Annotated in this window: 20 protein-coding genes; 14 read left to right on the top strand and 6 right to left on the bottom strand. The window is 72.7% G+C overall.

Features of this window, described 5'->3' with window-relative positions; genetic code table 11:
* Positions 1 to 36: 36 nt before the first annotated feature.
* The gene (locus K8Z49_RS36630; protein WP_143118718.1) at positions 37 to 216 is read left to right on the top strand and encodes a hypothetical protein; all 180 of its coding nucleotides are present in this window, start codon (positions 37 to 39) and stop codon (positions 214 to 216) included.
* 76 nt (positions 217 to 292) lie between these two features.
* Here K8Z49_RS36630 and K8Z49_RS36625 read toward each other — a convergent pair whose 3' ends face one another.
* Positions 293 to 928, bottom strand: a complete 636-nt coding sequence (locus K8Z49_RS36625) for a TetR/AcrR family transcriptional regulator (protein WP_021595106.1) — start codon at positions 926 to 928, stop codon at positions 293 to 295.
* Positions 929 to 1,083: 155 nt separating this feature from the next.
* Between K8Z49_RS36625 and K8Z49_RS36620 the strand changes: the two genes are divergently transcribed.
* Complete coding sequence (locus tag K8Z49_RS36620) at positions 1,084 to 2,916, top strand: serine/threonine protein kinase (protein ID WP_412516305.1); 1,833 nt, start codon at positions 1,084 to 1,086, stop codon at positions 2,914 to 2,916.
* Positions 2,917 to 3,028: 112 nt separating this feature from the next.
* Here the strand turns inward: K8Z49_RS36620 and K8Z49_RS36615 are convergent, their stop codons facing one another.
* Together K8Z49_RS36615 and K8Z49_RS36610 are read right to left on the bottom strand one after the other, a co-directional pair.
* Positions 3,029 to 3,283 carry a DUF397 domain-containing protein gene (locus K8Z49_RS36615; protein WP_021595104.1) on the bottom strand — a complete coding sequence of 85 codons (255 nt, stop codon included), beginning with the start codon at positions 3,281 to 3,283 and terminating at the stop codon, positions 3,029 to 3,031.
* Positions 3,280 to 4,101 (bottom strand): helix-turn-helix domain-containing protein, encoded by an 822-nt coding sequence (locus tag K8Z49_RS36610; protein ID WP_081842528.1) that lies wholly within the window; start codon positions 4,099 to 4,101, stop codon positions 3,280 to 3,282. Before K8Z49_RS36610 ends, K8Z49_RS36615 begins: the two co-directional genes overlap by 4 nt.
* Positions 4,102 to 4,372: 271 nt before the next feature.
* Here K8Z49_RS36610 and K8Z49_RS36605 point away from each other — a divergent pair, with 271 nt between their 5' ends.
* The 6 genes from K8Z49_RS36605 (at position 4,373) to K8Z49_RS36580 (ending at position 11,514) form a co-directional block, all read left to right on the top strand.
* Positions 4,373 to 4,990 carry an ATP-binding protein gene (locus K8Z49_RS36605; protein ID WP_021595102.1) on the top strand — a complete coding sequence of 206 codons (618 nt, stop codon included), beginning with the start codon at positions 4,373 to 4,375 and terminating at the stop codon, positions 4,988 to 4,990.
* 120 nt (positions 4,991 to 5,110) lie between these two features.
* Positions 5,111 to 5,464, top strand: coding sequence for an STAS domain-containing protein (locus K8Z49_RS36600; RefSeq protein ID WP_021595101.1), 354 nt, complete (start codon positions 5,111 to 5,113; stop codon positions 5,462 to 5,464).
* Positions 5,465 to 5,681: 217 nt separating this feature from the next.
* The gene (locus tag K8Z49_RS36595) at positions 5,682 to 6,938 is read left to right on the top strand and encodes a M16 family metallopeptidase (protein ID WP_075023532.1); all 1,257 of its coding nucleotides are present in this window, start codon (positions 5,682 to 5,684) and stop codon (positions 6,936 to 6,938) included.
* A complete protein-coding gene (locus K8Z49_RS36590) occupies positions 6,935 to 8,299 on the top strand; it encodes a M16 family metallopeptidase (protein ID WP_111832185.1) in 1,365 nt (454 codons plus the stop codon). The genes K8Z49_RS36595 and K8Z49_RS36590 overlap by 4 nt, the downstream gene beginning before the upstream one ends.
* Before the next feature lie 179 nt (positions 8,300 to 8,478).
* A complete protein-coding gene (locus K8Z49_RS36585; RefSeq protein WP_412516304.1) occupies positions 8,479 to 10,122 on the top strand; it encodes a sporulation protein in 1,644 nt (547 codons plus the stop codon).
* A gap of 510 nt (positions 10,123 to 10,632) precedes the next feature.
* Positions 10,633 to 11,514: a hypothetical protein gene (locus tag K8Z49_RS36580; RefSeq protein ID WP_075023528.1), complete on the top strand. Its 882-nt coding sequence runs from the start codon at positions 10,633 to 10,635 to the stop codon at positions 11,512 to 11,514.
* Here the strand turns inward: K8Z49_RS36580 and K8Z49_RS36575 are convergent, their stop codons facing one another.
* The 3 genes from K8Z49_RS36575 to K8Z49_RS36565 all read right to left on the bottom strand — a co-directional run bounded on the left by K8Z49_RS36575 (position 11,515) and on the right by K8Z49_RS36565 (position 17,942).
* Positions 11,515 to 12,231, bottom strand: coding sequence for a hypothetical protein (locus K8Z49_RS36575; protein WP_412516303.1), 717 nt, complete (start codon positions 12,229 to 12,231; stop codon positions 11,515 to 11,517).
* A 2,306-nt stretch (positions 12,232 to 14,537) separates the two neighbouring features.
* Positions 14,538 to 15,422 (bottom strand): hypothetical protein, encoded by an 885-nt coding sequence (locus K8Z49_RS36570; protein ID WP_244938728.1) that lies wholly within the window; start codon positions 15,420 to 15,422, stop codon positions 14,538 to 14,540.
* 126 nt (positions 15,423 to 15,548) lie between these two features.
* Positions 15,549 to 17,942: a SpoIIE family protein phosphatase gene (locus tag K8Z49_RS36565; RefSeq protein WP_412516302.1), complete on the bottom strand. Its 2,394-nt coding sequence runs from the start codon at positions 17,940 to 17,942 to the stop codon at positions 15,549 to 15,551.
* 195 nt (positions 17,943 to 18,137) lie between these two features.
* On the opposite strand from K8Z49_RS36565, the gene K8Z49_RS36560 reads away from it, so the two are divergent.
* The 6 genes from K8Z49_RS36560 (at position 18,138) to K8Z49_RS36535 (ending at position 25,126) form a co-directional block, all read left to right on the top strand.
* Complete coding sequence (locus K8Z49_RS36560) at positions 18,138 to 18,851, top strand: TetR/AcrR family transcriptional regulator (protein ID WP_075023524.1); 714 nt, start codon at positions 18,138 to 18,140, stop codon at positions 18,849 to 18,851.
* 99 nt (positions 18,852 to 18,950) lie between these two features.
* The gene (locus K8Z49_RS36555; RefSeq protein WP_412516301.1) at positions 18,951 to 22,109 is read left to right on the top strand and encodes a M14 family zinc carboxypeptidase; all 3,159 of its coding nucleotides are present in this window, start codon (positions 18,951 to 18,953) and stop codon (positions 22,107 to 22,109) included.
* Positions 22,110 to 22,526: 417 nt separating this feature from the next.
* On the top strand, positions 22,527 to 23,126 hold the full coding sequence (locus tag K8Z49_RS36550) for a sigma-70 family RNA polymerase sigma factor (protein WP_021595402.1): 600 nt from the start codon (positions 22,527 to 22,529) through the stop codon (positions 23,124 to 23,126).
* Positions 23,127 to 23,411: 285 nt separating this feature from the next.
* Positions 23,412 to 23,786 carry an SSI family serine proteinase inhibitor gene (locus K8Z49_RS36545; protein ID WP_075023522.1) on the top strand — a complete coding sequence of 125 codons (375 nt, stop codon included), beginning with the start codon at positions 23,412 to 23,414 and terminating at the stop codon, positions 23,784 to 23,786.
* A gap of 135 nt (positions 23,787 to 23,921) precedes the next feature.
* On the top strand, positions 23,922 to 24,320 hold the full coding sequence (locus K8Z49_RS36540) for a CBS domain-containing protein (protein WP_021595404.1): 399 nt from the start codon (positions 23,922 to 23,924) through the stop codon (positions 24,318 to 24,320).
* 71 nt (positions 24,321 to 24,391) lie between these two features.
* Complete coding sequence (locus K8Z49_RS36535; protein WP_075023521.1) at positions 24,392 to 25,126, top strand: ANTAR domain-containing response regulator; 735 nt, start codon at positions 24,392 to 24,394, stop codon at positions 25,124 to 25,126.
* Positions 25,127 to 25,220 lie beyond the last annotated feature (94 nt).

Below are 25,220 nucleotides of genomic sequence, written 5' to 3'. Positions count from 1 at the left end.
GTAGCACCCCTGTCCACCGCCCATGGAGGTGAATCCGTGCCGAGCAGCATTCCTCGCCGTTCCACCAACGGACGCAAACACCTGAAGACGACGTCCCTTCGAGCGCTCGCGGTCGCGGCGCAGCTGGAACGCAACCATGCCCAGGAGGGTCCACCGGGCAAGGCCGACGGCCGGGCGGAGTCCCGTCCAGAGCGGCGGACGCCCGACCCGGCCTGACCACCGTTCGCCCCGGCCTCTTGAGGCCTGGGCATGCGAAACCCCCCGTGCGGGGGTTTTCGTGTTTCTGGGCCTCCTACGGGACGGTCACGTTGAAGAAGGCGTGGACGGTGGCGCGCGCGCGTTCCGCCCCCACGCCCTCGACCATCGCGGTGAGGTGTTCCGCGCCGAGGACGGCCAAGAGCGCGTGCGCCATGGCCTCGCCGTCCGGAACCGCCTCACCGAACTCGTCCAGCAGGATCGTCAGGTGGCGATGCCAGAATCCGTAGGCGCCGATGCGGTACCGCGCCCCGGGCGACGCGGTCTCCGACATGCGCACCAGCGATAGGTGGTCCAGCACGTAGTCCAGGTAGGCATCGGCGAAGGCCCGCAGACGCTCGGACGGCGGAACGGTCGTCGCCCCGTCCCCTGGACCCAGCGGAGGCGGGCCGAACAGGATCGCGTCCTGCAGATCGCGTTCCCGCTCGTTCAGCAGGGCCACGGCCAGGCCGGCCTTGTCGCCGAACCGCCGGAAGAGGGTCCCCTTGCCCACACCGGCCTCGGCCGCCACCGCGTCCATCGTGACCGACTCGACCCCGTGCCGGGCGAAGAGCGCCGCCGCGGCGTCCAGCACCTTCACCCGGTTGCGGGCGGCGTCGGCGCGCTCCTTGGGCGGCGGCGTGCGCATCAGCTCCAGGTCGACCCGCCTCCCGGCGGCCGGACGACGGTCCATCAGCCCTCCCCCGTTCCACTAAGCGGACTATAGTCCCAATAAGTCCCCGCAGCCAAGACGCTAGATCACCTGCTTGGCGGAGCGCATACCCTCGTCTGGCCATAGTCTTGCTGACAGTCTTGCCAATGAGCCGGGAGCGACGGGGAGCGAGTGGTGTGACGGACAGGACGATGCCGGACGCCCTTCCACTGCGGTCGGGCGATCCGACCCGACTGGGCGGCTACGAGATCCTGGGCCGCCTGGGCGAGGGCGGGCAGGGCGCGGTCTTCCTGGGCCGTCCCGCCGGGGAGAGCGGCGCCACGCGGTCCACGGACCACGTCGCCATCAAGCTCATGCACGGCGGCATGGCAGGGGACGAGTCCGCCCGCGCGCGCTTCGTCCGGGAGCTGGAAGTCGCCAAGCGCGTCGCGCGCTTCTGCACCGCGCAGGTTCTCGACGCCGACGTGGCGGGCGACCAGCCGTACATAGTCAGCGAGTACGTCCCCGGGCTGTCCCTGCACCATGTCGTGCGGACCGATGGCCCGCGCACTGGCGGCGCCCTGGAACGGCTCGCCATCAGCACCCTGACGGCTCTCACCGCCATCCACCAGGCCGGCATCGTGCACCGCGACTTCAAGCCGCACAACGTCATGATGGGCCCGGACGGGCCGCGCGTCATCGACTTCGGGGTGGCGCGCGCGCTGGGCGCGGCCGGTGAGACCCAGAACGTCGGGACCCCCGCCTACATGGCCCCCGAGCACTTCACGGGAGGCGAGGTCGGTCCCGCGGCCGACATGTTCGCCTGGGGCACGACGATGTCGTTCGCCGCCACCGGACGCCCGGCGTTCGGCAACGACGAGATGGCCACGGTCATGCACCGGATCCTGACGGGCGAGCCCGATCTGGGCGACCTGCCGAGCCCGATGCGCGAGCTGGTCCTGGCATGCCTGACCAAGGAGCCGGCGCAGCGCCCGACGGCCCGGGAGGCGCAGGAGCGCCTGGTCGGCGCGGCCAGCGGGACATCGGCGGGCGCGTCGCCCGTCCCTCCGCTGCCCGCCTTCCCCGGGGCCGCCGACCTGCCCGCGCCCCCGTACGCGGCCTCGTCGCGCGGCTCGACGGACCCGCACGCGTCCCCGTCCGCCATGGCCGGCGCCGTCCTGCCTCCGGAGAGCGCCACGGACCCGTCCGGTGTCAGGCACCGGACGGCCCCGCAGCCCCCGCCCTTCGGCGACGCGACGCCCCCGCCGAACGGTCACGGCCAGGTTCACGCCGCACCCGGGATGCCGCCGGTGCCCCCTCCCATGCCGCCCCACGGCCGGCGGGCGGACGGAAGGAGGGGCGGGCGCCTCGCCGTGCCGATCGCGGCGGCCGTGGCGGTGGCGGTGGTCATCGCCGGCGGCGCCGCCTGGGCGACGACACGGTCCGGCGACGGTAAGGACGACGGGCAGTCCGTCGCGTCGTCCGACCAGAACCAGGGGACGCAAGGCGGCTCCGGGGCCGCGAACGGCGCCGGAACCGACGCCCAGAGCCCGGCGAAGCCCAAACCAGGGCAGCCGGGGAACGGCCAGAGCGGGAACCCCTCGAACCCCAACGGCTCCAAGAAGCCGGGCACACCGCAGCAGCCCGGAGGGTCGACACCCCCGAACGGCGGCGGTGGCGGTGGCGGGACCCCGCCCAAGGAACCGCCCAACAAGTACACGCCACAGGCCGTGTGCAACAGCGGAGGCCACGGAGGCGGGTACTACGTGCAGCGCTCCATGGCCGTCTCCGGTGGCGTCGCCTACCTGCTCTACAACTCGTCCACCTACAACTGCGCCGTCACCATCAAGACCACGAACGTCGGCAAGAAGTCGCCGGTGTCGACCTGGATCCAGAAGAAGGGCGGCAGCAAGATCGGTGACAGCGGGTCGTTCGCCTGGTACGCGGGGCCGGTGTACGTGAAGGCGCCTGGTACGTGCGTCCGCTTCGGCGGCAACGGCCGTACCTCGTCCTACGGCAACTGCGGCTGACCTGGAGAAGACCTGGAGAAAAAAGGCCACCCTCGCGCCTGGGGTGGCCTGTGTCTCGTTGGGGCGGCGGGGCCGACGTTCGGTGTACCGGTGCCGACCCGCCGCTCGGGATTCAGTTACGGGAAGCGATGAGATGGTCGAAGTCGCCGTCCTTGGCTCCAAGGATGAGCGCTTCTATCTCGGGGCGGGTGTAGATGAGGGCGGGACCCTCGGGATGACGGGAGTTGCGCATCGCCACCTGCCCTCCGGGCAGTTCGGCGATTTCCACACAGTTCCCCTGGGAGTTGCTTCGCCGGGACTTCAGCCATCGCGCCCCGAGGAGCTCGGCGGCCGACATCCCGTTGTCGTAATCGGTCTGGAGCATCATGTCTCTCTGAGAAGATCACCGAGAAGCTCGACCGTGCGTTCCGGAGTCGCACTGTCGACGCACAGGCGTTCCATCGCCTGCAGGTAGGTGTCGACGTCGTCGCGCTTGTCCAGATACATCGCGCCGGTGAGGTTCTCGACGTAAACCACGTCCGGCAGGTCCTGCTCGGGAAAACGCAGGATCGTGAAGGCGCCCCCCTCGGCGGCGTGGCCGCCGAACCGGAACGGCATGATCTGGATGGTGACGTTGGGCAGCTTGGACATCTCGATGAGGTGCTCGAACTGGCCCCGCATCACCTCCGGACCTCCGATGGGACGCTTGAGCGCCCCCTCGTCCACCACGGCCCACAGACGCGGCGCGTCCGGGCCGGTGAGGCGTTCCTGACGTTGCAGGCGCAGTTCCACGCGCTGTTCGATCTCTTGTTCCGCGGCTCCGGCGTTGCCCAGGCGGATCACCGCACGCGCATACCCCTCCGACTGCAGCAGGCCCGGGACGAACTGCAGTTCATATGTGCGGATCAGCGCCGCCGACTCCTCCAGGCCGACATAGGTCTGGAACCAGCCGGGCAGCACGTCGTTGTACCGGTGCCACCAACCGGGGGTGTTGGCCTCCCTGGCGAGCTGTAGCAGCGCCTCGCGTTCGGTCTTGTCGCTGACGCCGTACAACGTGAGCAGGTCGTCCACGTCGCGTTCTTTGAAGCTGACCCGGCCGAGCTCGAGGCGGCTGATCTTGGACTCCGACGCGCGGATGACGTAGCCGGCGTCCTGACGGGTCACGCCCCTCTGCTCGCGCAGACGGCGAAGCTGTGACCCGAGCAGGATCCGACGAACCGTCGACCCGCTTCCCGGCGTCTCTGGAGTCACGCCCAACCTCCCGGCTATTCGGCGGACAGCGAACCTAGTGTGCCACTGGCCTCAGTGTCCTGCGGTTACCTCCGATCACTCGCATGCGATCCGCGTCGCCCCACACCCTCACAACGCGGATGCACGTGCATTGGGCCTTGCATTCGCACGCTACGATGCGCAGGATAACGCACGAGACTTCCGAGCCACGGCTGCACAACGAGATCACTCTGCGGGGTCCGGTGGAATGACGTCACGCCATGCGCACGACGACACGCGGTGGGAGCTTGCCCCTGTCGCGGGGCCGGCCGACCCGCAGGACCACGCTGGGCGCTCGACGCCGGTCCCGGAGTCGTGCGACCTGCCCCCGCGCCTCGACACGGCCGTCACCGCGCTGACCGAGCTGACCGGGGCCACGGTCTCCTTCACCGTCGAGCCCGACCCCGAGTCGGTCACCGACGCCCGGCACTTCGCGGTCTCCAGGCTCGTCGAGTGGAACCTCTCCGAGCTCACCGACGACGTCGGCCTCGTCGTCTCCGAACTCGTCACGAACGCGCTGAGGCACAGCGGAAGGGTGACCGGCGGGCGGCTGGGCGACGACGTGCACCGCGAGGGCGTGTACGGCGACCCGGCCGACCCGCTGGGATCCGCTCCGTCCGCCATAAGGCTGCGCCTGGGGCACGAAGGCCCGTGGCTGCTCTGCGGAATCATGGACGCGAGCCGCATGGCGCCACGCCGCAAGGAACCCGACTACATCGCCGAGACCGGACGCGGCCTGCATCTGGTCGAGTCGTTCAGCGTCCGCTGGGGCTGGCGGGCCCTCTCCCACGGCAAGGTGGTCTGGGCACTGTTCCGGGCTCCCTGACGCGTGTCACACGCTTGACGGGCGTAACAACGTCCGACAGGGGTAACTAATGAGTTCCCCTCCGGGTGCTCTAGAACTCCCCTAGGGCCCTCGCGAGACGACCGGCAGAGAGGAGCACCGGTGGACTTCGCCGTCGAGCATCGCGTCGAGAAGGGCCTCACGGTCGTGAAGATCAGCGGTGAGATCGACGTCTTCACCAGCCCCCGGCTGCGGGAGGCCCTGCTCGACATCATCGACAACGGCGGTTCGCACCTGGTCATCGACCTCAGCGAGGTCACCTTCCTGGACTCCACCGGCCTCGGCGTGCTCGTCGGCATCTACCACCGGCTCCGCGCGCGCGACGGCTCGATGTCGTTCATGGGCGTCAACGACCGGGTGCGGCGCGTCTTCCACGTCACCCAGCTCACCAAGATCTTCGTCCTGCACCGGTCCCTGGAGGACGCCATCGCGGCGCACGAGTCCGCCGCCTCCTGACCCGCCTTCTTCCCCTCGGCTCCCGCTTTCTCGTCCGGCTTCGTCCGAGCTTGTCCGTTTCCTGGGCGCGAGTTATCCACAGTTCGCGCGGACGCGCCTCCCGTCCGGCGCACCCGGTACGGTGAGACCGAGATCAAGCCCGCCGCACCGGGCACGTCCCGCCGACGCGCGCGGTGCTGTCCGCCGGCCGACCCATCGAAACGGACGGGAGCGCTCCGTGGCAGAACAGCCGCTGCATGAGCACACGCTCGGCAATGGCCTGCGCGTGGTGGTCTGCGAGGACCACGTCGTACCACTGGCCGCCGTGAACATCTGGTACGGGGTGGGTTCGCGGCACGAGCGGGCCGGCCGCACCGGCCTCGCCCACCTCTTCGAGCACCTGATGTTCCAGGGCTCCGCCAACGTCGCCGAAGGGGAGCACGCGGCACTCCTGGAGAGCGCCGGCGCCGCGTTCAACGCCAGCACGTCGTTCGAGCGCACGAACTACTACGAGACGGTTCCCGTCAGCCACCTGGAGCTCGCGCTCTGGCTGGAGGCCGACCGGATGGGGACGCTGCCCAGCGCGCTCACCCAGGCCAACCTCGACAACCAGCGCGACGTGGTGAAGAACGAACGCCGCCAGCGCTACGACAACCAGCCCTACGGGACGGCCTTCGAGCGGCTGTGCGCGCTGACATTCCCGCAGGGCCACCCCTACGCGCACACCCCGATCGGCTCCATGGACGACCTGGACGCCACCACCCTCGAAGACTGCGCCGACTTCTTCGCCACCTGGTACGCGCCGGGCAACGCCGTCCTGTCCGTCGTCGGCGACGTCGACCCGGAGAAGACGGTGGCCGCGGTGGAGCGCTACTTCGGCGGCCTCCCGGCCGGGCCGGACAAGCCCCCCGCCCGCCCCGGCGACCTCGGGCCGCTGCCCGGCGTCCGCGGCGAGGCGGTCGACGAGGAGGTCCCCTCCCCCGCCTACTTCGCGATGTTCACGCTGCCCACCGACGGCGGCGACGACGTCGAGGCCGCCGAGCTCGCGGTCGAGATCCTCGGCGGCGGCTCCGGCTCCCGCCTGTACGACCGGATGGTGCGGCGCGACCAGATCGCCACCGAGGTGTGGGCCGGGGTGACGCGGCTCGCGTCCGGGCCGTCCCTGGCGATCGTGGACGCCATCGGGCCGGAACCGGACAAGATCGCCGCCGTGCTGGACGAGGAGCTGGAGCGGTTCGCCGCCGACGGCCCGGACGCCGACGAGACCGCCCGCGCCACCGCCCAGGCCGAACGCGGCTTCCTGGAGCAGACCGAGACGGTGACGGGCCTGGCCAACGCACTGTCGCAGAACGCGACGCAGTTCGGCGACCCGGCCCGGGTCTACACCGCCCCCGGCCGCGCCGCCGCCGTCACCGCGGACGCGATCAAGGAGATGGCGGGCCACTGGCTCGCGCCCGGCGCCCGCGCCGCCCTGACCTACGGAGGCACCTCGTGAGCAGCGGTCTCGTCCTGCAGCCCCGCCCCGTCCCGGGGCCCGTCCCGGCCTGGGCCTTCCCGGCCGGGACCGCGGGCCGCGTCCCGGCCGGGCCGGCGACGCTGCGCTGCGACCTGCCCGGCCGGCGGCTCGCCGCGGTCCGGCTCGTCCTGCACGCGGGCGCCGGCCGCGAGCCCTCCGGCCTGGACGGCGTCGCGACGCTGACCGCCCGCGCCCTGCTGGAGGGCACCGAGCCGGGCGGCGGCACCGCGCTGACCGCCGCGTTCGAGCGGCTCGGCGCCAGCCTCTACGCCCACGCCGACCTGACCGCGCTGCGGGTCGCGCTCGACGTCCCCACGTCGCGGCTCGACGCCGCCCTGGACCTGTTCTCCTCGGTGGTGCGGCGCCCGGCGCTGGACGACGCCGACGTGCGCCGCCTGGTCCGCGAACGGCTGGAGGAGATCGCGCAGGAGGACGCCGATCCCGGCTCGCGCGCCATGCGCGAGATCCGCGCGGTCCTCTTCCCGACCGAGGCCAGGGCGTCCCGCCCCACCGGCGGCACCCGCGACTCGGTCGGCGCTCTCCAGGGGTCGGACGTCCGCGGCTTCTACGGCTCTGTGGTGCCCGCGGAGGCCACCGCGGTCGTCGCGGGTGATCTGTCAGGGGTGGACGCCGACGGGGCCCTCAGCGCCGCTCTGGAGAGCTGGGCGGGGTCGGGCGAGCCGCTCCCGACCGCCGACCGGATCATGCCGGAGTCGGCCGCCCGCATCGTCGTCGTCGACCGCCCCGGGTCCGTGCAGACCTACCTCGGCTTCGCGCACGGCGTCCCCGACCGCTCGCACCACGACTGGCCGTCGCTGATGGTGGCCTCGCACGTGCTGGGCGGCGGGCTCACGTCGCGGCTCAACGCCGTGCTGCGCGAGGAGAAGGGCTACACCTACGGCATGCGGGCCGGGCTGCTGCGGATGCGGCACTGCGGGCTGTTCATCGCCCAGGGCGCCGTCCACACCGAGGTCACCGCCGACGCCGTCGCGGACGCGCTGACCGAACTGCGCGGTGTCGTCTCCCGCGGCATCGAGGCCGACGAGCACGGATCGTCAGTCCGCGCGCTGGCCGACCGGGCGCCCGCCGAGTACGAGACGGCACGCGCCGTCGCCGCCGAACTGGCCGACGCGTCCGCCAATGGGCTCGGCGCGGACTACCCGTCCGCGTACCTGGCCGCCGTCCGCGCCTCCACCCCGGACGGCGTCGCCCGCGCCTACCGCAAGCACGTCGACCCCGAGGCCCTGACCGTCGTCGCCGTCGGAGACGCCGCACAGATCCGCGAACCGCTGGAGAAGCTCGGCTACGCCCCCGTGACCGTCACCGCCAAGGAGGAGTGACCGCGAGACCCGCGCCGTGGCGGCGCGGACAGATTGTGTGCGGTGTTCTCCTTCATGGCGTGAACCAATGGCATGGTGGAGTAGGTCTAACTTGCGCGGCCTGAAGCGCACGGCCTAACTTGCGCCGGGCGAACTTGCGCGGGGACTGCGTCCCCGCGGTCGGGAGAGGGGTACGGCCGGTGTCCTACGGGCAGATGGCGGGCGGCGGGCCGACCGTCGACACGATCCTGTCGGAGCCGAACTGCAAGCCCGGCGGCGTCGTGGCGGGAAAGGTGCATCTGCGCGGCGGCTCCGGGCCCGTGGAGGTCCGGCACGTGACGCTGGCCCTGATGCCGCGCATGCACAACGGGTACGGCGGCGAGTCGGCCGGGCCGGAGGTGTACCGGGGCGCCCTCACCCGCGGTTTCCGGCTGGACGCCGGCGGGCAGCGCGACCTGGCGTTCTCGATCCCGCTGCCGTACGAGCTGCCGTTCACCACTGTCCTCGGCCACGAACTCCCGGGCTTCACCATCGGCATGTGCACCGAGGTCGACGTCGCCGGCCAACCCGACCCGGGCGACGTCGACCCGATCTCCGTCGAGCCGCTGGAATCCCAGCAGTGGGTGCTCGCCTCGATCGCCCGGCTCGGCTTCCAGATCACCAACGTGACGTTCGAGTCGTCCAAACTGCGGGGCGTCTCTCAGCAGCTGCCGTTCCACCAGGAGATCCACCTCAACCCCCCGACGTCGTACCAGGGCCGGATCGACAAGATCGGGCTGAGCTTCATCGCCAGCCCGCGCGGCATGTCCTTCGTCCTGCGCGCCGAAGACCGCGACACCCCGCAGGACGAGTCCTTCGGTGTCTTCAAGGTCCCGCACGCCGAGGCCGCCGAGACGGACTGGAACGCCAAGATCGGCCAGTGGCTGGAAGCCGCCGTCGCACTACCGCGTTCGTCCCGTCCGAGCTCCTCGCCCGGCGCCCCCACACCCCCACCCGGCCATGCACCACTACCGCCGCCTGGCTCCCCGTCATCGTTCCCACCCCCACCACCCGCACCGCCACGCCCCGCCGCGGCGTCCTACGGCGGCCCAGGCGAATACGGCAACGCCCAGTACCCACCCCCCGCCCCCGCCCCAGGCCGACAACCAGCCCCCATGGCCGCTTCCGCCCCCACACCACCCCCAGGCCACGGCGGCGCCCCCGGCACCTTCCCCCCACCCCCTCCTAACGCCCCACCGGCACACTCCCCCATGCACGGCACCCCGCCCGGCCCTCTCCCCGCGGGACCCGGCGGGCCCGCGCCACACGGCCCCCCACCCTCACCGCACGGCGCACCCCCACCCCCACACGGCGCACCACCCCCACAGCACGGCGCACCGCCCCCACCAGCGCCAGGCGGCCCGACCCCCTACCCGCCTCCAGCACCCCACGGCGGGCCGCCCCCACCCGCCCCGCACTACCCGCCCGCGGTGCACGGGCACCCGGGCCCGCCGCCGATGCACGTCCACCACGCCCCGCCCGGCTACCACGGGCACCGCGGCCACGGCGTAGCCGCGGCCGGCCTGGTCGGCGGCGCCGCCGCGGCCGGGATCGCGGGCGGCATGGCCGTCGGCGCCATGGGCGACGCCGCCGGCTACGCGCAGAACGCCGCGGGCTACGTCGCCGGCGTCCCAGTGGACGCCTTCGGCAACGCGGTCGCCGGCTACGCGGGCAACGTCGCCGGCAACGTGATCGCCGACGCCGCGGGCGGCGTGGCCGGAGACATCGCAGGCGACGTCGCCGGCGAACTGGCCGGCGGAGCCGCCGAAATCCTAGGCGGCCTCCTGGGCGGCCTCTTCGGCTAACCAACCTCCCCCAAGCCACCCCACCCGCGTCCGGTCGCCCACCCTGAAGGGCTCCGGCCGCGTGTACTTCCGCGCGCCAGCCCGCCGGACGGTGACCCGCGGGTCCACAGCGCTCGGCGCGAGCAAGCTCCCGCACGGCCGGGCCGCAACGACGCTCGCAGCGGCCGCACCACCGACGCCCGCCAACCAGCCCACCGTCAGGACGCTCGGCCAACGCTGAGACCACCTGCGCCACGGGTTGGCTCGGCCGGGTGCGGCGCCAGTGGCGCGTTCGGGTGGCGCTGGGTCCCGCGGTGCCGCCCACCGGGCCTGATGCCACGGACACATCGTTTGGCGCACGCGGGCCGCTCCTGATTGGCAGCCACCCACTCATCCAGCCCGGGTGCGGGGGGCGGTGGGGTGGGTGGGGTTGGAAATGGAGGGCGATTCGGACGAGATGCGGTGGGGGGTCGGCCAATCGGTGCGCGGGTGGTTATCGTCGAGAGCGCAGCCCGCTTCCCGAGGAGTCACATGACCACCGTGATCCTGGTCCTGCTCTGCCTTGCGATAGCCGGGCGCGAGCTTTATCTGGCCTCCGACAAGCGGCTCCCCCAGGCCCAGGCGGAGCTGCGGAACCTGCGGAAGCAGCTCAACGACCTCGTCCGGGAGCACGAGGCCCTGAAGCGGGTGGTCGACGAGGCGACGGAACCGGTCGGCATTTCCATACCGCCGGCGGAGCCGGAGACGCCGTCGAGCGACGTCGCGGAGCGGCTCGATTCGGTCACCGGCCGGGTCGAGCGGCTGGAGAAGCAGTTCGGCGACTTCTCCGACGAGTTGGCGGGCGTCGACCTCGACCGTGACGCCCAGCACGCTCTGGCCCGGTCGCTGGACGCGGTCGAGCAGGACGTCATGGAGCTGCACCGCGAGATGCTCGACCGGCTCGACCGGGAGGAGGGCGTCGTCACCGGCGTGCTGCTGAGCGAGGAGGGCGAGGGGGAGGCGCTTCTCGCGGAGGCGTACGAGCAGTGCGCGGCCGAGTGCGGGTTGCGCGTCCGGGTGCGGGACCAGCGGTCGGCGCGGGCGACGGGTACCTACTGGGGCACCGTGTACCAGATGTCGGGAAGGCGGTCGGACGTCCTCGCCGAGGACCTGTTCTCGTACGTCCGCGGCCTGTACGACCCGCAGGACGCGTCCGCCGTCGCCGCGTTGCTCACCGAGTTGGCGTCGCTGCGCGGCGGAGGGGTCGCGCAGTTCGGGCCGTTCGTCGCGGTCAGCACGCAGAGCGCCCTCCTGTGCGGCGTCCTGCCGGACGAGGGCACGCCGCCGACCGAACCCTGGCAGCTCGTGGACCACATCCGCGAGCTCCCCGCCGACCGGCAGCGCGACCTGTCCTGGCTGCGCTCGGAGGACTGATCAGGGACGGACGAACCGGGGCGCGCCGGACGTCCGGTCCACGCTGAACGCCAGCAGGCACCGCGGAACCCGCGCCGCGTCGATCTGCAGGCACAGCCCGAGGCCGAGATCCGGGTCGACGAACACGACGCGCCGCAGGGCGTGCAGGGCTCTGCGGGCTCTGTCCCGGGTGTGCGGACGTTCCGGCTCCCGCAGCGTCCCCGTGACCACCCGGCCCGCGTACCGCCAGAGCGCCGCCGAATCCAGCACCCGAACCCCCGCGGACGTCAGGTTGGCGACGATCACGACGCCGCTGTCGTCGTCCTCCGCCGTCAACGAGACGGGCAGGCCCCCTTCTCGCGGCAGGTCGCGCGGCGCCCGCGGACCGCCCACCGCGCGGTGGTAACGGAGCGGATCCAGCGTGTCGATGACGAACGCGCCCGCATAGGGCCTGGACGCGCGCGGGGGACGGGTCGGCTCCGGCAGCTGTGCCCGGACCATGCGCACGCCCAGCTTGGCGCTGAGGTCGAACACCATTCCGGCGTCGTCCAGCCATGCCGGGACTCCGAGCCCGGCGGCCGCCTTCCGGTCGAGCGCGTCCGTCGTCCGGCGCAGGTCGTCGGCGCGCCGCGTGAGCGTCGCCGCCAGTCCGAGACCGGGGAACGCGCTCTCCAGCACCGCCAGCGTCGCCCGCCAGGTGGTGCTGTCGACGAACTCGGCGACGAACGCGTCGGCCATGGCACCGCGGCGCCCCGGGTCCGCCATGGGCCGCGGTCGCGGCGGCGGCGTCCACCTCGACGCCGGAGCGGTCCCCGGGGGCGGCTCGGCGGACAGCCCCTTGCGCGGTAGGAACGGCTCGTTGTCGTCCGAACGCGCATGCCGCCCCGTGACCGGACCACCCGCCCCCTCGCGCAGCGGCTCGTCCTCCGCTGCGGGAGGCACCGCCCCTGGAGAATCCGAGTGCGACGCCCAGGGCGCCGTCGACGACCCTTCACTCGTGGACTCCGCGCCCGAATCCTCCCTGGTGGGCGACGCGCCAGCGTCATAAGGCGACCACGAGGGACTCCCCTCGCCCGACGACGGCGCCCCTGCCGAAGAACCTGCGGCCAGCGTCCAATCCGCAGACGGCTGCGGCGCGCCCCCCTCGCCAGCCACCGGCTCACCACCCGGCCGGGCCGCCGTCCAGTCCGTGGACGGCTCGGCGGACGACTCACCGCCTGTTGCGGAAGTCGCAGGACCTGACGCCGAATGCGGCTTCCAGGGTTGGGACGATCGATCGGCCGGAGAGGGCTCCCCGGATGGCTGTGCGCCTGCGGACGGATCGGCTGCGGCCGTCCAGTCCCTCGATGGCTCGGACGCCGGTCCGCCGCCTGACGACGAAGGCACCGAGCCCGCTGCCGGATGCGGCGACCACGACGAGTCCCCCTCGCCCATGGACGACTCACCGCCCGGCTGGTCTCCCCCTGACGAACCGGCCGCCGCCGTCCATTCCGTAGACGGCTCGCCGCCTGACTGCGAAGGCATCCCGCCCGACGCTGAATGCGGCGACCACGACGAGCCCGGCTCCTCCAAGGGCGGCTCGCCGCTCGGCTGGGCTGGACCGGCAGGTGGCGTCCAATCCGTGGACGGGTCGGAAGGCGACCTGCCCTCACCCGGAGACCGCTCACCGCCCGACCGGGCTCCTCCAGACGGACCGGCCGCCGCCCAATCCGTAAGCGTCTCAGACGTCGACTCACCGCCTGGTGCGGGAGGGACCGGCCCCGACGCCGAACGCGGCGACCACGACGGGCCCGGCTCCTCCAGGGGCGGCTCGCCGCCCGGCTGAGCTGGACCGGCAGGCGCCGTCCAATCCGTGGACGGATCGGGCGGCGAATTTTCGCCTGGTGCGGAAGGCCCCGAACCCGACCCCGAGGACGCAGGCTGCGGCGCGCCGCGCTCGCCCGAGGGCGGCTCGCCGCTCGGCGGGACTCCTCCTGACGAACCGGCTGCGGCCGTCCAGTCCCTCGATGGCTCGGACGCCGGTCCGCCGCTTGACGGCGAAGGCGCCCCGCCCGGCGTCGAGCGCGGCGACCACGACCGGCCCCGGTCGCCCGAGGACGGGTCACCGCTCGGCTGGGGTGGCCCGGTGCTTGACCTCCAGTCCGCGGACGGATCGGTAGGCGATCCGCCGCCCGGGGCGGACGGCCCCGAGCCCGACGACGCAGACTGCGAAGCGCCCTGCTCACCCGGGGATCGTCCACCAGCCGACTGAGATGGGTCGCCAGGTGACGTCCAGTCCGCGGACGGATCGGTAGGCGATCCGCCACCTGGGGCGGAAGGTGCCGAGCCCGGCGACGTGGGTTGCGGTGCGCCCTGCTCACTTGGGGGTCGCTCGCCGGTCGGCCGAGGTGGGGCGGCGGGTGGCGTCCAGTCTGTGGAGGGATCGGTGGGCGGCTCGCCGCTTGGCGCGGGAGGGACGGGGCCCCTCGCTGAGTGTGGTGTCAAGGGTCGGGCGGGCGGAGAGGGCTCCCGGGATGGCTGTGCGCCTGCTGATGGATCTGATGCTGCCGTCCAGCCGCTTGATGGCTTCGGCGTTGGTCCGCCGCTTGGGGCGGTAGGCGAGGCGGGCTGCGGCGACCACGGTGAGGTCTGCTCCCCCGCAGGCGGCTTGGCGCCTGTGGTGGGGGGCGGGGCGGACGATGGGGAGTGCGGTGTCCACGGTTGGGTGGTCGGGGGTGGTTCTGGGGGCTGCTCGCCGCCTGGGGTGGGGGTCTCGGGTCGTGGGGACCACGTTGGTCGTTTGAGGTCGGGGGCCGTTGTCCAGGGTGTGGGGGGTGGTTCGGTCGGCGTGGGGCCTGGACGAGGGGGTTCCTCCGTGGACGGGGGGTCTTCCGACGTTCGCTTGCCCGCCACGTGGACGTCCCCGGGGTGGGGTGGGCGCGGGGCGGGGTCCTCGGGGTCGGGTGAGGACTGGGGGCCGGAGTCCTCGGGTTCGGGGGTGCGACGGTCACGCGGGCCGAATCTCACGTGTCGATCCTGCGCTCAGATCAAGATCATCGGCAAGCTCATCGGTGGCTTTCGGGCGCGCCGAAGAGGGCGGCGCACAGGGCTTCCAGGCGGTCGGGGCCGTCCTCGGCGGGCAGGACGGTGAGGACGGGGCGGGGCCGCGGGTCGAGGCGCAGCCGGACGGAGACCTCGCGGCGCATCGGCTCGTCGGTGCCCTGAGCGGCGGCGATGTCCTGGAGGCCGACGGAGACGAGTTCCGGGATCTCGACGACCAGGGGCTGCTCGCCGGCGGGCAGCTCGTCCAGCCAGATGTCCAGGACGCGGCGGGCGAGGCCGTTGAGGAGGCGGCCCCAGGGCTCGACGAGGCGGTGCGGGACGTCCTCGGTCTGGAGTTCGGGGAGGCCGAAGCGGGCGAGGCCCTTGGTGGTGAAGTAGAAGCCGCCGGGGGCGGCGGTGTGCGGCAGGAGCATCCAGTCGGTGAGCCGGAACGTGCCGTCGGGTGCGGGGAGGGATCGGAAGAGGTGGTCGTGCGAGAGCACCTGCGGGGTGAGGACGTCGATCACCGGCGCGGCGGAGACGGCGGCGATCGCGCCGGCGACGGCGCGGGCGGACCATTCGTGCGCGGGCGGGCGGCCGGGGCGGTACGCGGCGCGGACGGCGAGGACGTGCGCGGCGGCGTCGACGGTCTTCAGGGTGGACGGGGAGGCGCCGTAGGCGGCGAGCAGCTCGCCCGGCAGCGGCGGGAAGTCGCCCGCGGGGCGCTGGTCGAGGGTGAGCATGGGGCTGTCGAGCATGCCGAGGACGAGGTCGCGGAGGGGCGGTGACGTGCGCCGGGTGACCTCGGCGTGCGCGAGGGCGGCGGGGTCGGGGATCGGGTCGGAGAGCGCCAGGGCGTAGGTGCCGTAGAGGGTCTCGGGAACCGGCAGCGTCAGAGTCTCACCCAACTCGTTCCCCCGGTGGGCCTCGGTGAAGGTCGACACTTCCGATCAGATCCAAGGCCACGTTGGAAAGTATCTGGCGCGAACGCGACATTTACCTCACAGAACCGCGAGGCGGGCCAACGACATGGATCAGCGTGCCGGGCGGATGCACTGCTCGAACCAGACGATCTTGCCGCCCTCCACGCGGTGCGTGCCCCAGCGCGCCGCGAGGTGGTTGACGAGCTGGAGCCCGCGGCCGGACTCGTCGGTGGCGTCGGCGTGCCGGAGGTGCGGCAGGTCGGCGCCGTCGTCGCGCACCTCGCAGAGCAGCGTCCGGCCCCTGACCATGCGGAGCCCGAGGGAGCCGGCGCCGTGCACGAGCGCGTTGGTGACGAGCTCGCTGACCAGGAGCTGCGCGGTGTCGGTGAGGGATTCCAGCCCCCAGTCGGCCAGCCGGGCGGCGACCTGCGCGCGGACCCACCTGACGGTGCCGGGTTCGGGGTCGAGATCCCAGGCGGCGACGTCGGGGGCGGGGATGCCGTCGAACCCGACCGCGACGATGGCGGTGTCGTCGACGGGGGTGGGGGCGGCGAGCGTGGCGAGCAGGTCGTCGCAGGTCCCGTCCAGGTCGGCGGACGCCCCGGTGAGGCGCCCGCGCAGTTCCTCCAGCCCCGCGTCGATGTCGCGGTCGCGGCGTTCCAGGAGGCCGTCGGTGCACAGGACGAGCTGCGCCCCGTCCTCGACCTTGACCTCCACGGCCTCGAACGGCTCGCCGCCGACGCCGATGGGCACGCCGGACGGGACGGGCAGCACCCGGCTCTCCCCGCCCGCCGACACCAGGACGGGCGGGACGTGCCCGGCGTTCGCGAGCGTGCACCGCCGCTCGACCGGGTCGTACACCGCGTACAGGCAGGTGGCGAGGTAGTCCTCGCCGAGCCGGCGGGCGAGCCCGTCGAGCTGGCGCAGCAGCCGGCCGGGCCGCATGTCCTCGGCGGCGAGGGTGCGGACGGCGGTGCGCATCTGCCCCATGATCGCGGCGGCGGTGAGGCCGTGCCCCATCACGTCCCCGACCACGATGCCGAGCCGGCAACCGGGCAGCGGAATGGCGTCGAACCAGTCGCCGCCGACCTGCGCGGCCTGCCCGGCGGGCCGGTAGCGGTAGCGGACGCGGGCCCCGGCGACGTCGGGCGGGTCGTCGGGGAGCATGCTCCGCTGCAGTTCCTCGGCGACCTGGACCTCGCGCCGGTACAGCCGCCCGTTGTCGATGCAGAGTGCGGCGCGGCGGGCGATCTGGTCGACCATCGCGAGGTCGAGCTCGTCGAACCCGGGCCGGTCGGGCTTGCGGAGCAGCTTGAACGTGCCGAGCACCCGGCCGCGGGCGATCAGCGGGGCGATCAGCAGCGCCCGGCCGGTGAACAGGGAACCGAGGTCCCGGTCGCCGAGCGCGGCGGAGAACCGGGCGGCCTGCCCGGCGTCGACGCGCGGAATGTGGACGGGACGCCCGGTCCGCATGGCCTGGACGGACGGCGTCCCGGACGGCAGGAACAGCGCCTCGCCCTCCGGGGCGGCCTCCTCCCAGCGGCCGGGCTCGTCGTTGTGGACGACGGCGACGCGGCGCATCGGGGTGGTCTCGTCGACCTCGTCGGCGGGCGGCGCCGAGTCGGCGACGACGCCTTCGAGCAGTTCGACGGCGGCGAAGTCGGCGAGCCGCGGGACGACCACCTCGGCGAGCGTCCGGGCGGCCTGCAGATGGTCGAGGGAGCTGCCGATCTGCTCGCCGGCCTTGCCGATGTAGGTGAGCGGCTCCAGCGAGCGCGCGAGGTCGCGGGGCGCGTGCGGCCGGTCGCCGGCGGGCCGCGGTGCCGGAACGCCGGCCGCCGGGGCGGGGGCCGTCCGCGCGGCGGCGGCCGGGGCGGGGTCGGTGTGCGGGACGATCGGGAGGCGGATGGTCAGGCCCAGGGACACCGCGGGGCAGCCCAGCCCGAGGACCCGGGCGGTGATCCGGGCGGTGGCGGACGGGGCCAGGGCGGGCAGGAGGGTGGCGAGGCGGGTGGCGAAGGGGCCGGCGAGGGGGTCGGGTCCGTCGCCGGACGGGGGCGCGAGGGCGGGCTCGATCCGCAGCAGGCGGGCGGCGTGGCGGTGGTCCCGGTCGGACGGGGCGAGCAGGAGGTCGCCGATGGTGATGCCCATGCCGTTGCGGCGGAGCCCGCGCAGGTCGGCGGCGAGCGCGAGCACCCGGACGCCGTGGTCGCCCGGGTCGCCGTCGATCGGGTAGACCCACCAGCCGACCTCGGCGGGTGCGCCGTCGTCGACGCGCGGCAGGGTGCAGGCGCCGCACCAGACGTGCCCGAACTCCGTCGGCTCGAAGGCGCCGCGGTGTTCGCGGGGGAGGCCGAGGAGGGCGGCGGGCGGGCGGCCGACGGCCTGTGCGCGCCCGGCGCCGAACAGCTCCGCGGCGGTGCCGTCCCAGTGGCTGATCCGGCCGCTCCCGTTCAGCGTGATGGCGGTCATCCTCGCCACCCCCAGCAGGTCCGCGATGACCATGCGGGTCCCCCTCTCCCGGCGCGGGTGCCGTCCCACCCCGCGACGCCCGGTGAAGGCGAAGTTACCTGCTGTGAGAATAGTTTGCTGACACTCGCCGAAAATGTATCGGGTGAGCGCTCACTCAATACCCTCGGGACGTGCTAGCGTCCACGTCGAAGGGACGGTGACGCGGGGTTGGCGACAGGGACGGAGCCGATGCGGGAGCGGATCCTGGCCGCGGCGGTCACGGTGATCCAGGCGCGCGGGATCGTCGCCGCGACGACCAAGGAGATCGCGCGCAGCGCGGGCGTCTCGGAGGGCAGCCTCTACAACCACTTCGCGAACAAGACCGCCCTTTTCGCGGCCGCGCTCGCCGAGGTGACCGGGACGGCGCGGGCCGCGATGGCGGCGCTTCTCGCCTCCGCCGGCCGGAACACGGTCGAGGAGAACCTCGTCCGCCTCGCCACCGAGATGGTCGGCTTCTACGGCGAGCTGCTGCCGATGACCGGGCCCGTGCTGGCCGACCCGGAGCTGATCGCCTGGCTGCGGGACGACGGCCCCGCCAAAGCACAGAAGGAGGCGGCCGCCAAGGCGCGCGGGCGGGCCGGAGGTGGCCAGGACGCCGCCGCGGCGCCTCCCGGCGGCCCTCCGGCGGGCCATCCCGGAGGGGCGGCGGCCGGGCCGGTGATGGGCCACACCGCCCTGATCGGGTACCTGGAGGCCGAGCGGCGGGCCGGCCGGCTGGCGGCCGGCGCACCCCTGCCGTACATCGCGGCGGCCCTGCTCGGAGGGTGCCAGCAGCACGCCTTCCTGACCCGGCTGGCCGGGCCGGAGGCGGTCGCGGCGGGCGCCGGGCTGCCCGCCGACGCGGAGGAGTTCGCGGCGCGGCTCGTCCGGACGGTCCTGGCGGGCCACACCGGCACCTCGTGACCGAATGCGGGCATAAGGAACTCATGCCCCATTGACGACACCCGCGTCCCGGCGGACGATCACGCGACCCCCCGTTGTGATCCCTGCCAGGAGGGCGCAATGCCGCGCAACCTGTTCCGGCCGCGCGATCTGTTTCGGCACGGACGACTCACCCCCACCCTCGCCACGGCGGCGCTTCTCATCGGAATGGTCACGGCCGCCCCCGCCGCCGCGGCGCCGAAGAACCCGGCGTCCGGCGCGGCCGTGGACGTCTACGCCGCCGACCTCACCCGGGACCAGGTGCGGGTCCTGAACCGGTCCGCCCTCGACCGCGAGGACGTCCGCGTCACCAAGAGCGCGAAGAAGGACCTCGTCCACGTCGAGGCCGTCCTCAGCGGCACCGAGGCCGCCGCGCTGAACAGGCTCGGCCTCGGCCTCACGGTCAAGAAGGTGGACGGCAAGGACGCGCGCCAGCGGTCGCTGGCCGCCGCACCGAAGGTGTTCCGTCCCTACAGCGGCCCCGGGAACATCCGCGAGGAGCTGCTGAAGGTCGCCGCCGGCCATCCGTCCATCGCGACCGCGGTGGACATCGGGAAATCCGGCGAGGGCCGGCCGATCACGGCCGTCCGCGTCACCAAGGACGTGCGGCGGCACAAGCACCACAAGCGTCCCGTGGTCGTCTACCAGGCCGCCCAGCACGCCCGCGAGTGGATCACTCCGGAGATGGTCCGCAGGCTGCTGCACCACTACGTCGGCGGCTACGGCACGGACGCCCGGATCACCAAGATCATCGACACGACGGAGCTGTGGTTCGTCCCGGTGGTGAACGTGGACGGCTACGACCTGACGTTCGAGGAGGGCTTCCGGCTCTGGCGCAAGAACACCCGCGACAACAACGGCGACGGCCAGATCACCGGCGCGGACGGCGTCGACCTGAACCGCAACTTCCCCTACAAGTGGGGCTACGACAACGAGGGCTCGTCCGACCAGCCCACCAGCCAGACCTACCGCGGGCCGGCTCCGACGTCCGAGCCCGAGACGGCGGCGCAGGTCGGCCTCTACAAGCGGCTCCGGCCGGCCTACCTGATCAACTACCACTCGGCGGCGGAGCTGCTGCTGCACGGCGTCGGCTGGCAGGCGCTCACCCGCAGCCCGGACGACGCGGTCCACGACGCGCTCCTCGGCGACATCGACCACCCGGCCGTCCCCGGCTACACGCCCGAGCTCGGCGCGCAGCTCTACACCACGAACGGCGAGACCGACGGCTTCGCGGACAACGCCTACGGCGCCCTGTCGATCACGCCGGAGATGGCGACCTGCACCACCGCCGCGAACGAGGACCCGGACGACCCGTGGGAGCCGGGCGACTGCGGCAGCGACTTCGAGTTCCCGGACGACGAGGCGCTGGTCCAGAAGGAGTTCCAGAAGAACCTGCCGTTCGCGCTGGCGGTCGGGCAGTCCGCGCGCACGCCGGACGAGCCGGTCTCGCCGGTCGGGCGCACCACGCCCGACTTCGAGACGGACGCGTTCGGCACGTCCTACGGCTCGTCGCAGGAGGTCGCGTCCGTGATCCGCAGATCGCTGCGGAACAAGGAGCTGCGCTACCGGGTCAACGGCGGCCGGACGCGTCACGGGCACCTGCGCGAATGGCGCGGCGGCGAGCGCTTCGGGAACGAGAACGACACCTACTACGCCGAGTACCGCGGCGAGATCGGGCGGCAGCGTCCGGGTGACAAGGTCGAGGTGTGGTTCACCGGACGGAAGGGCCACCGGCAGGTCGAGAGCCGGCACTTCACCTATACGGTGCGCGACCGGCACAAGGCCGATGTCCTGGTCATCGCGGACGAGGACTACACCGGCATCAACCCGACGTACCCGGCCGGGACGAACCAGCCCCGTTACGCCGCGCAGTACGCCGACCTCGTCAAGGCCGCCAAGCACCGGCCGCTCGTCTGGGACATCGACAAGAACGGCGTCCCGCACGACCTCGGCGTCCTGAAGCACTTCAAGGCCGTCGTCTGGGAGCTCGGCGACAACCGCCTGACCCAGGACGCGGCCGACGATCCGGTGAAGACCTTCCTCGGCGACGCCCCCGACTCGCAGGTGGCCGACCGGGCGAAGGACCTGGTCCTGTCGGTCCGGTCGTACCTGAACGAGGGCGGGAAGCTGCTCCACACCGGTGAGACGACCGGCTACTACGGTCCGATCAGCCGGCTGAACGGCGGCGGCATCTATTACGGGCTGAAAGGCCATCCCGAGAAGCCCTGCGTGGTCACCGGCAATTTCCGGGACGACTGCGAGCTGCTGTCGGACGACTTCTTCCAGTACTACCTGGGCGCCTACGACAGGCAGCGCGTCGGGGCCCCGACAGGGTTCACCGGGTCCAAGGCGCCGTTCGACGGGCTCACGGCCAAGGTCGGCGGCACCGCGACCAACCCCGTGAACGAGGCGGGCGGCTTCCAGGTCACCTCGACCGTGCTGCCCAAGGCCGACTTCCCGCAGTTCACCAGCTGGAAGGCCGGCGACTACACGGGCGCGGCGGCACCCACCGAACCCCTCGAAGGACAGTGGTACGTCGCGGGCCCGCACCAAGACGGCTCCTACAGGAGGCTGACCCGGACGATCGACCTGTCCACGGTCACCGCCGCACAGGCGCCCACCCTCCAGGCCCAGCTCTCCTACAGCACCGAGACCGGTTTCGACAACATCATCGTCGAGGCGCACACGACGGGCGCCGAGGACTGGACGACGCTGCCCGACAAGAACGGGCGGACGAGCACGACCGTCCCCGAACAGTGCGAGCAGGGCTACTACCTCGCCATGCACCCGTTCCTCACCCACTACCTCACCGGAGGCAATCCCTGCGGGAACACCGGGACGTCCGGGGCGTGGAACGCGTTCACCGGCAACTCCGACGGTTGGGTTCCCGCCGCGTTCGACCTGTCCGCCTACGCGGGCAAGAAGATCGAGGTGTCCATCTCCTACGTCAGCGACCCCGCCACCGGCGGAACCGGACTGTTCATCGACGACACGAGGCTGACGACGTCCGGCGGCCAGATCGACGCCGAAGGCTTCGAGACCGGCCTCGGCCCCTGGACGATCCAGGGCGCCCCCGCCGGAAGCCCCGGCAACGGCACCGAGTTCGTCCGCTCGCAGGCCCTGATCGACTCCGTCTCCTCGGTGGCGACCAGGGACACCGTCCTCCTCGGCTTCGGCATCGAGCAGAGCCCTGACGGACGGGCCCTGGTGACCAGGGCCCTGGAACACCTGCTCGACTGACCCCTTCACGTCCCCGGGAGCCTGCGTCCAGCAAGCTCCCGGGGACCTCGCCGTATACCGCCCGATGAGCACCGCTTGATCCAAGCCGGTGCCCGGTGTGACGGACGACACGCGTTCCATGGCAACCTTTTGGCCCGTTCCAGGCGTCTTAGATAGCAGGAAGACCCACCGGCGGGTGGGGAAGCGCCCGATCGGGCACGGCCCGCGACGTCCCTGAGAACGGGGTCGCTCTGGCAACGCCGAAGCGCGCACAGCCCTCGACCCACCTTCCACGCGAGGCCGAGGCCCCTCCGAACCCGCCGGGAACGGTGGCACGTACCACTTGACGGGGGGCGGTTCATCCGCCCGGTCCGCGCGTGCCCCCGAACACGCGCCATGCAACCTGCCCTTCACCGGGCATTACTACGGGGAGCGACGATGACCGCTGTCACCACGCCTGTCCGCCGCACGAGCCGCGACGCCGCGGGCGCCGCGACGGCCGAGAACGCGCGGCGCTACGAGCGCGACGTCCTGCCGCTCGCCGACCCGCTGTACGCCAGCGCCGTCCGCATGACCCGCAACTCCGCCGACGCCGAGGACCTCGTTCAGGAGACCCTGGCCAAGGCCTACGTCAACTTCCACCAGTTCCAGGAGGGCACGAACCTCAAGGCCTGGCTGCACCGCATCCTCACCAACAACTTCATCAACACCTACCGCAAGAAGCAGCGCGAGCCCCAGCGCGCCGGCTCCGAGGAACTGGAGGAGTGGCAGATCGCGCACGCCGAGGCGCACTCGTCGGGCTTCCGGTCCGCCGAGTCCGAGGCCCTCGACCGCATCCCCGACTCCGAGGTCATCGCCGCCCTGCGCGCCCTGCCGAAGGACTTCCGGGACGCCGTCTACCTCGCCGACGTCGAGGGCTACCCCTACAAGGAGATCGCCGAGCTGATGGGCACCCCCATCGGCACGGTCATGTCCCGCCTCCACCGCGGCCGCAAGCAACTCCGTCAGTCCCTCTCCGACCACGTTCTGGCTGCTTAGCGCGTTTATTGCAGTGCTCTCCATCGTCGGGCACTGCGGGCGATCGCCGGCATCGCTCCGGCTCGCTGCGCGATCAGTTTCTTGCTTCGCTCGAAACTGCCTTCGGACGCGATCGCAACCCTTGAGGTTTTGCGTGGTTCGGCCGTGGCTGGGCGCCGTACCGGGCCTTGCTTCGAATCATGGTCCCGCAGCTGCCCCGTGGCTGCGGGATCGCCTGTTCTCATGCACGTTCCGTGATGGCATCGGTACACTTCGCGACGAAGCCTCTTCGCGTCGGGAGTGTCGATGCCTAATCTGGCCGCCGGTGTGGTCGTGGGTGCCGTGGTCGCTCTCCTGGTGGCCGCGCCTTCTGGGGCGGAGACGTCGCTGCGGCTCTCCGTCACGCATCCCGGGGAGCAGCCCTCCGGGGCCAGGGCGGTCACGTTGCGTTGCGACCCGCCCAGAGGCGGGCATCCGGACGCCGCGCGGGCGTGCCTGGAGTTGAGCGGGTCCGGCGGGGCGTTCGAGCACGCGCCGGACGGGCGGATGTGCGCCGACGTGTACGCGCCCGTCATCGCCCGCGCCGAGGGGCGGTGGCGCGGGAAGCCCGCGCGTTTCAGGGCCGAGTACGGCAACGACTGCGTCATGCGGTCGCGGACCGGCAGCGTGTTCGCGTTTTAAACGTGCGGATCGCGACGTGATGCCGAACCGTCCGCATAGGCGCGCCGACCGTGGGTAGGGCGCGCACACGGGCCACGCGAGCCGCCGGCGAGTCGGGAGGATGTGCGCGCGATGCCACCAAGGGTCGGTGACGTGATGACGGCGCCACCGAAGTCGCTTCCGCTGGACGCCACGCTGTACGAGGCGGCCCGCCTCATGCGGGACCAGGGCATCGGCGACGTGCTCGTCACGTTCGCCGGCCGCCTCTGCGGTCTCGTCACCGACCGTGACATCGTCGTCCGCGCGGTCGCCGAGAGCCGCGACACGGCGCTGACGCCGCTCGGCGACGTCTGCACGGCCGAGCTGACCACCATCCGCCCCGAGGACGACACCGACACCGCGGCCCGGCTGATGTGCGAGCAGGCCGTCCGGCGGCTGCCCGTCGTGGACGCCGAGCAGCGCCCGGTCGGCATCGTCTCCATCGGCGACCTCGCCGTCGCGAACGGCGAGGTCGGGCCCCTCCCCGAGATCAGCAAGGCGCCGCCCAACAACTAGGACCCCCCATGCCGCCACCGGCACACGCGCCCCCGCCTCGGCATTCCGCCCGCCAGGATAATCTCGGAGGGGTGACGTCCACCGAAACGGTCCTCACGGACCAGCTCGCCCTGGAGATCGCCCGGCTGGGGATGGTCGGCGAGTCCTCCGACGTGGGCACCCTGCACCGGGTGACCGACCTGGCCGCGCGGGCCGTGCCGGGGTGCGCCGGTGCGAGCAGCGTGCGCTGGGCGCTGCCGGAGCCGTCCGCGCCGGACGACCGGCCCGAGCCGCTGGCCTCCGCGGCGAGCCACCCCGACCTCGCCGAGGTCGTCGACCGGCAGCTGTCCCGCGGGCACGGCCCGATCTTCGACGTGGTGCGGGACCGGGCCGCCCTGACGTCCGACGACATCCTCGGCGAGACCCGCTGGCCCGAGGCCATGTCGGACATGCTGCGCCGCGGGGTGCGCTGCTTCACCACCACCCCGCACCTGAACCCGCCCGTCCTGGTCACGCTCTCGCTGTACGGGGTGAGCCCGAAGGCCCTCGGGCACGGGCGGCACGCGATCGCCGCCCTGCTGATCGCGCAGGGCAGCGCGGCCGTGTCGAACTCCCGGCAGTACGACGACGTGCACCGCACCGCCGTCCAGCTGCAGGCGGCCGTCGAGGCCCGCGCGATCGTCGACCAGGCCAAGGGGATTCTCATGCACGCGCTCGGCTGCGACGCCGACGAGGCGTTCGCCGAGATGCGCCGCATCTCGCAGACACGTCACGTGAAGCTCACCGCGCTCGCCCAGCGTATCGTCGGTCATCAAGGCCTGCCCTAGGTGCGGACGCGGAGCATAGGCTGCGAGGTGCGGCCCCGAAGATCGTGGTCCGGCCCCGCCCGGGCGCGAGCCGCCCTGGTTCCACCGCTTGACG

The sequence above is a fragment of the Actinomadura madurae genome, assembly GCF_047130825.1.
Lineage (GTDB): Bacteria > Actinomycetota > Actinomycetes > Streptosporangiales > Streptosporangiaceae > Spirillospora > Spirillospora madurae.
This window is presented reverse-complemented; position numbering and strand designations above follow the sequence as displayed.

Excerpts from the sequence above, each read along its gene's own strand:
- K8Z49_RS36625 (WP_021595106.1), bottom strand. The coding sequence starts at position 928 with ATGGACCGTCGTCCGGCCGCCGGGAGGCGGGTCGACCTGGAGCTGATG.
- K8Z49_RS36615 (WP_021595104.1), bottom strand. The coding sequence starts at position 3,283 with ATGATGCTCCAGACCGATTACGACAACGGGATGTCGGCCGCCGAGCTC.
- K8Z49_RS36605 (WP_021595102.1), top strand. The coding sequence starts at position 4,373 with ATGACGTCACGCCATGCGCACGACGACACGCGGTGGGAGCTTGCCCCT.
- K8Z49_RS36580 (WP_075023528.1), top strand. The coding sequence starts at position 10,633 with ATGACCACCGTGATCCTGGTCCTGCTCTGCCTTGCGATAGCCGGGCGC.
- K8Z49_RS36575 (WP_412516303.1), bottom strand. The coding sequence starts at position 12,231 with ATGGCCGACGCGTTCGTCGCCGAGTTCGTCGACAGCACCACCTGGCGG.
- K8Z49_RS36565 (WP_412516302.1), bottom strand. The coding sequence starts at position 17,942 with ATGGTCATCGCGGACCTGCTGGGGGTGGCGAGGATGACCGCCATCACG.
- K8Z49_RS36560 (WP_075023524.1), top strand. The coding sequence starts at position 18,138 with ATGCGGGAGCGGATCCTGGCCGCGGCGGTCACGGTGATCCAGGCGCGC.
- K8Z49_RS36555 (WP_412516301.1), top strand. The coding sequence starts at position 18,951 with ATGCCGCGCAACCTGTTCCGGCCGCGCGATCTGTTTCGGCACGGACGA.
- K8Z49_RS36550 (WP_021595402.1), top strand. The coding sequence starts at position 22,527 with ATGACCGCTGTCACCACGCCTGTCCGCCGCACGAGCCGCGACGCCGCG.
- K8Z49_RS36545 (WP_075023522.1), top strand. The coding sequence starts at position 23,412 with ATGCCTAATCTGGCCGCCGGTGTGGTCGTGGGTGCCGTGGTCGCTCTC.
- K8Z49_RS36540 (WP_021595404.1), top strand. The coding sequence starts at position 23,922 with ATGACGGCGCCACCGAAGTCGCTTCCGCTGGACGCCACGCTGTACGAG.